Genomic DNA, 5,211 nt, shown 5'->3' with positions numbered 1-5,211 from the left:
AGACTCTGTTGTGAAGGAAGACCCAGGGTATTTATCTCATCAACAAAGAGGACTCCCTTATGTGCACGATGAATGGCCCCTGCCTCGACCCGGTCATGGGCAGGAGTCTCAAGTCCTCCTGACTGGAAGGGATCATGGCGGACATCTCCGAGTAGAGCACCGGCATGAGAACCGGTCGCATCGACGAAAGGTGCTGTTGTTGTCTTATCATTGGAGACCAGAAGTTTGGGGACCATCTGTTCTTCCCTGGGAGTGGCATACCGCAGAGCCATGAAGATAAATGCTGCAGCAATGATACCCATGAGCCACTGGTAGGTGATAAAAGCATACCCGATGATACCGATCATCAGGATCATGATGAAGGTATTTCTGAACTGTATCTTCTTTTTCGCTTCTGCTTTATGAGCAGTGACAATCTCTTTGCCACGGCCGGATTTCACAGTTCTGATGATAGGTTCATTTTGATCGTCAGAGTTTGGATATGCAAGAATATCCTGCATCTCTTCCTTTGGAAGCAGCTCAGCCATTGCCTTTGCCAGCATGGACTTGCCCGTACCAGGAGTCCCTATCATCATGACATGTCTGCGCTGGATTGCTGCTTTTCTGATTACCTCTACCGCATGTTCCTGTCCGATTACCTGATCAATGAGTTTTTCAGGGACAGTAACCGACCGTGACGAGCCATCATCTACTGGTATCTGGGTTTCTTTCTCCATAGATGCAGCTGAAGTATTCGTCTCTTCAACAGGCGCATCTGTTTCATCATCCAGTGTATCCACTGGTTCTATACCCGGAACATCCCATACTTTGGTAGTTTCCGGAGTATCTGGTTGAATTTCTCTCTCCGATGGTTCGTTCACCCGATTCATTATAATATCGACACCTGCAAAACCGTTCGTGGTAATAATTTCATGGACAATTGTTTAAGTACTTTCAGCAAATCTTAATGAGATTATGAAGGTTGTCAGTACGCAACGGTCTCAGGTTCTTGCCGGCCGGCTCGCAACTGCATTGAATATTCCGGTAATTGATACCAGATGGCAGAAATTTCCAGATGGAGAGATCTATGTGCGTGCAGAGCAGCCCGCAGAGAAAGTAATTATTTGTGGAAGCATTCTGATAAGTGATGATCTGGTAGAACTGCTCTTGTTAAAAGATATTTATTCCGAATCTGACATTTCACTCATCGTTCCTTATATGGGATATGCCAGACAGGACAAGCAGTTCAATCCTGGTGAGCCGCTCTCTGCACGGGCGATAGCCCAAATCCTTGGAAATGGTGTATCACGAGTCTATACGGTAAACATCCATGAAAAATCAGTACTGAATTATTTCCATACTGAAGCAACTGATGTATCTCTTTCCACTCCCGCAGCAGCATATATCGATACGTTATCGCTTGAAAATCCACTCATCCTGAGTCCTGATGAGGGAGCGCTCCATCTTGGACGGGATGTTGCTTCTCATGGGAACTGGGATTGTGATTATCTCCAGAAGACCCGTATTTCAGGAGAACAGGTCAGGATAGAACCGAAGTCAGTACCGGTATCCGGGCGTGATGTGGTCATTCTTGATGATATTATCTCGACCGGAGGAACGCAGGCGACCGCTGCAATGATGCTGTATGAGCAGGGAGCCCGATCAATTCATACCGTAGGAATTCATGGTGTTCTGGCATCTGGTGCCTATACCCGGCTTACCAGTGCGGGAATTGCATCAATCTCCTGCAGTGATACGATTGAACGAGCCTGCAGTACCTATTCAGCAGCAAAGGTTCTGGCAGAATATCTCTGATTTCTGGTTCACCTGATGACAGATGATTCTTTTCCGGTATTAATACTGGATACATCCGCATTTTTTATTTCCATCCCTGTTACCGGAAAGATAATGACTGTTCCACGGGTCATCGCCGAACTAAAGGATCTCAAGGGCAAAGCAAGACTTGAAGTACTACTCTCACAAGGACTGATCATATCAGAACCGGATCAGAAATCTCTCATGATTGTTCGGAATGCCGCCACAAAATCCGGAGATGGGTCTGTCTTATCTGAAACTGATACCGATCTCCTTGCTCTTGCATTTGAGGTTCATGGGGTTATATGTACCGATGATTTTGCTCTTCAGAATACCGCACAACATCTGAATATCGATGTCCATCCCATGATGCAGAAGAAGGCAGAAATGCGGATATGGAGACTTCGGTGTTCAGGGTGTGGGAAATATTACGATATCATGCCTGCAGATTCTCTCTGTCCGATATGTGGTCTGCAGGTAAGACGAAAAAATAAATAGATTGACGAAAATGTCTGTTCAGATGTCTACCCTGGATGAGTTGATACAAAAAGCACGGCACCTGCGGAGTGAAGGACACAGCCCCGGGCAGATTGCAGATGAATTGTCCCTCTCTATGGAGACCGTGACCTGGCTTCTGACTCAGGAGAAAGGAGCGGCTACCCCGAAAGATGTACATATAGACTGGACTGCCGTATCAGGTGAATCTCAGCTTTTGGAGGAGAGTGCCCAGATGCTTCTCTCACGGCTTCATCTGAAAAACCCGGAAGGACCAGTTCCCCAGGTGTATGTGGGAATAGCCATATCCGGAATTCCGCTTGCAACCCTGATGGCAGTAACAGAGGGAGTACGAATTGGTATTTATCATCCTGCAAAACATGCCGGAGGAGATGAACCAATCGGATCCATGAGCGGTAATTTTGACATTCATGCCGGAGAGAGAGTAGTAGTGGTGGATGATGTTATCACCTCCGGCAAAACATTACAGGAAGTTATTGCCTATATCAAAAGGCATGGTGCAGTTCCTGTAGCATGTTGTGTTCTCTTTGATAAGCGCGGCATTCGAGACATTGACGGCGTTCCGGTTTACAGTCTGTTTAAGGTCTCCCGAATAGACTAACCGGTTTCATAATGAGACATGAACTCACAATTTTTATATAGAACTTTAAATCCACCTGTATTGAAACGGAGGATATTCAATGCTTGCTCAACAACCGGTAATCATTCTGAAACAGAATGTCGAGCGTACACAGGGATATGAGGCCCAGCGCTCCAATATAGCAGCAGCAAAAGCACTTGCTGAGGCGGTTCGGTCCACCTTAGGTCCACGTGGAATGGACAAGATGCTCATTGACGGGACCGGAGATGTCACCATCACCAATGATGGTATAACGATTCTTGATGAGATCTCTGTTCAGCATCCTGGAGCAAAGATGGTCATTGAAGTCTCCAGAACCCAGGACGAAGAGGTAGGAGACGGGACGACCACTGCCGTCATTCTTGTAGGCTCACTTATGGAACAGGCAGAGTCCCTGCTGAACAAGAAGATCCATCCGACCGTCATCTGTCGTGGATACCGGATGGGAATGCAGAAGGCTCTTGAAATTCTGCAATCAATGGCATCCAAGACTGACGCATACAATAAGGACGTCATGAAGAAGATTGTCCAGACTGCAATTACTGGAAAATCCATTGAGGACGTCAAGGATAAAATAAGTGATATCTCTGTTGAAGCGGTAATGAAAGTTGCCACCAAAGACGGAAACAAGGTTACGGTGAGTGAAGATGATGTGAAGATCAAAAAGCACACCGGCGGGACCATGGATGATGCAGAACTTATTATGGGCTGTGTCATTGACAAAACCCGCGTTAACCAGGAGATGCCAAAACGCGTATTAAATGCAAAGGTTGCAATTGTTCAGAAGGAGCTTGAGATCAAAAAGACAGAGGTCAAATCAAAGATCAAGATTTCAAGCACCGAACAGGTCGAAGCATTTGCTGAACAGGAGCGGAGTGCATTAAAGGAGATGGCAGATGCTGTGGCAAAAACCGGAGCAAATGTTCTCCTCTGCCAGAAAGGTATTGCAGATGCAGCCCAGTTTTACCTTGCAAAAGCAGGAATTCTTGCCATTGAAGATGTTCCGGAAGCTGATCTGAAATTTGCAGCACGCTCACTTGACGCAACAATTGTTACAAAAGCTGAAGATCTGAAAAAGAGTGACCTTGGTGTTGCAGAAAAGGCAGAGCAGCTTGATGACGCAGATATGGTAGTCATAACGGGAGCAAAGAATCCAAAGACGGTGACAATTCTTCTTCGTGGTTCTACCTATTACCTGGTTGATGAACTTGAACGTGCTGTTGTCGATGCAACCCGGGTAGTCATGGATGCAATGGAAGACGGACTGTTTGTGCCAGGTGGAGGAGCAGTTGAGAGTGAACTTACTGTCCGCCTTCGTGACTATGCTGTTAATGTCGGTGGACGTGAGCAGATCGCCATCGAAGCATATGCAGATGCATTCGCTGCTATACCAATCACCCTTGCAGAAAATTCCGGTTATAATCCAATCGATAAACTGGTAGAGTTAAAGAAGGCACATGCAGAAGGGAAGAAGAACTTCGGACTGAATGTGTACACTGGTAAACTGGTGGATATGCAGAAAGAAGGAGTTATTGAACCAATCAGATGCAAGAGGCAGGCAATACAGAGCTCAGAAGAAGCTGTTGAGATGCTGCTTCGGGTTGATGATATGATGGTATCCCAGTCTGGTAAAGGCGGAAAGCCAGAACCAATGGAATAATCTTTTTTATTCTTCCAGATAATATCCGGTTTCGGGAAGTCTGTTCAGCTGTCTTTTTTGCTTCTTTTGTTCGAGCACGTCAAACCCTTTGATCATAAAATTAATCTTTGCAGCCTCTTTTTCCAGCCGCTGATCATCCTCTTCCAGTTTCTTTAATACGTTTTCAAGCATTTCAATTACTTCAGGAGAGGTTCTGGAACGAGAACCTTTCAGAATTTCAAAAACATCCTCAAGATACATTCCTGAAGCTTTTGAAATAGAAACGGCAGAAAAGCCCCGAAGACGTGCAAGTAAATCAGGAGGAAAGGGAACCGACCAGGAAATTTTTTCAACATTCTGCTTATCATCATATGATCGAAATAGCCCCATGTACATCCACCATCATATTATTGCAGTGAATATTCTTCCTGATACATTATGAGACTACTATATCCAAAAAGATTATCTCTTTTATGCATGGACATATGTCCTTTACAGAATAGTAGTGTCCGACCCTCAGGATGGCAGGGGTGATCGACCGGGCCGGACTGGTATCGGTGATACCAATACTTCTGGAACATAATTTTCTATAAGTGTAGTGATCTGCCGGGCATAATTGCCGGGCCAAACTCATAGAAGGGTA

General features: G+C 45.6%; 6 protein-coding genes. 4 read left to right on the top strand and 2 right to left on the bottom strand.

The window, feature by feature from the left end; genetic code table 11:
* A partial coding sequence (locus LDL35_RS14355) for an ATP-binding protein (protein ID WP_304023675.1) occupies positions 1 to 869 on the bottom strand: 869 nt, incomplete at its 3' end.
* A gap of 85 nt (positions 870 to 954) precedes the next feature.
* On the opposite strand from LDL35_RS14355, the gene LDL35_RS14350 reads away from it, so the two are divergent.
* From LDL35_RS14350 to thsA, 4 genes are all read left to right on the top strand, one after another.
* The gene (locus LDL35_RS14350; RefSeq protein WP_304023673.1) at positions 955 to 1,794 is read left to right on the top strand and encodes a ribose-phosphate diphosphokinase; all 840 of its coding nucleotides are present in this window, start codon (positions 955 to 957) and stop codon (positions 1,792 to 1,794) included.
* A 15-nt stretch (positions 1,795 to 1,809) separates the two neighbouring features.
* On the top strand, positions 1,810 to 2,292 hold the full coding sequence (locus LDL35_RS14345) for a nucleotide-binding protein (protein WP_304023671.1): 483 nt from the start codon (positions 1,810 to 1,812) through the stop codon (positions 2,290 to 2,292).
* 22 nt (positions 2,293 to 2,314) lie between these two features.
* Entirely contained in the window at positions 2,315 to 2,911 is a 597-nt protein-coding gene (locus LDL35_RS14340) for an orotate phosphoribosyltransferase-like protein (protein WP_304023668.1), read from the top strand.
* 79 nt (positions 2,912 to 2,990) lie between these two features.
* The gene (gene thsA, locus LDL35_RS14335; RefSeq protein ID WP_304023666.1) at positions 2,991 to 4,589 is read left to right on the top strand and encodes a thermosome subunit alpha; all 1,599 of its coding nucleotides are present in this window, start codon (positions 2,991 to 2,993) and stop codon (positions 4,587 to 4,589) included.
* Positions 4,590 to 4,595: 6 nt separating this feature from the next.
* Here thsA and LDL35_RS14330 read toward each other — a convergent pair whose 3' ends face one another.
* A complete protein-coding gene (locus LDL35_RS14330) occupies positions 4,596 to 4,958 on the bottom strand; it encodes a hypothetical protein (protein WP_304023664.1) in 363 nt (120 codons plus the stop codon).
* Between the last annotated feature and the right edge of the window lie 253 nt (positions 4,959 to 5,211).

The sequence above is a fragment of the Methanospirillum hungatei genome, from assembly GCF_020216685.1.
Lineage (GTDB): Archaea > Halobacteriota > Methanomicrobia > Methanomicrobiales > Methanospirillaceae > Methanospirillum > Methanospirillum hungatei_B.
This window is presented reverse-complemented; position numbering and strand designations above follow the sequence as displayed.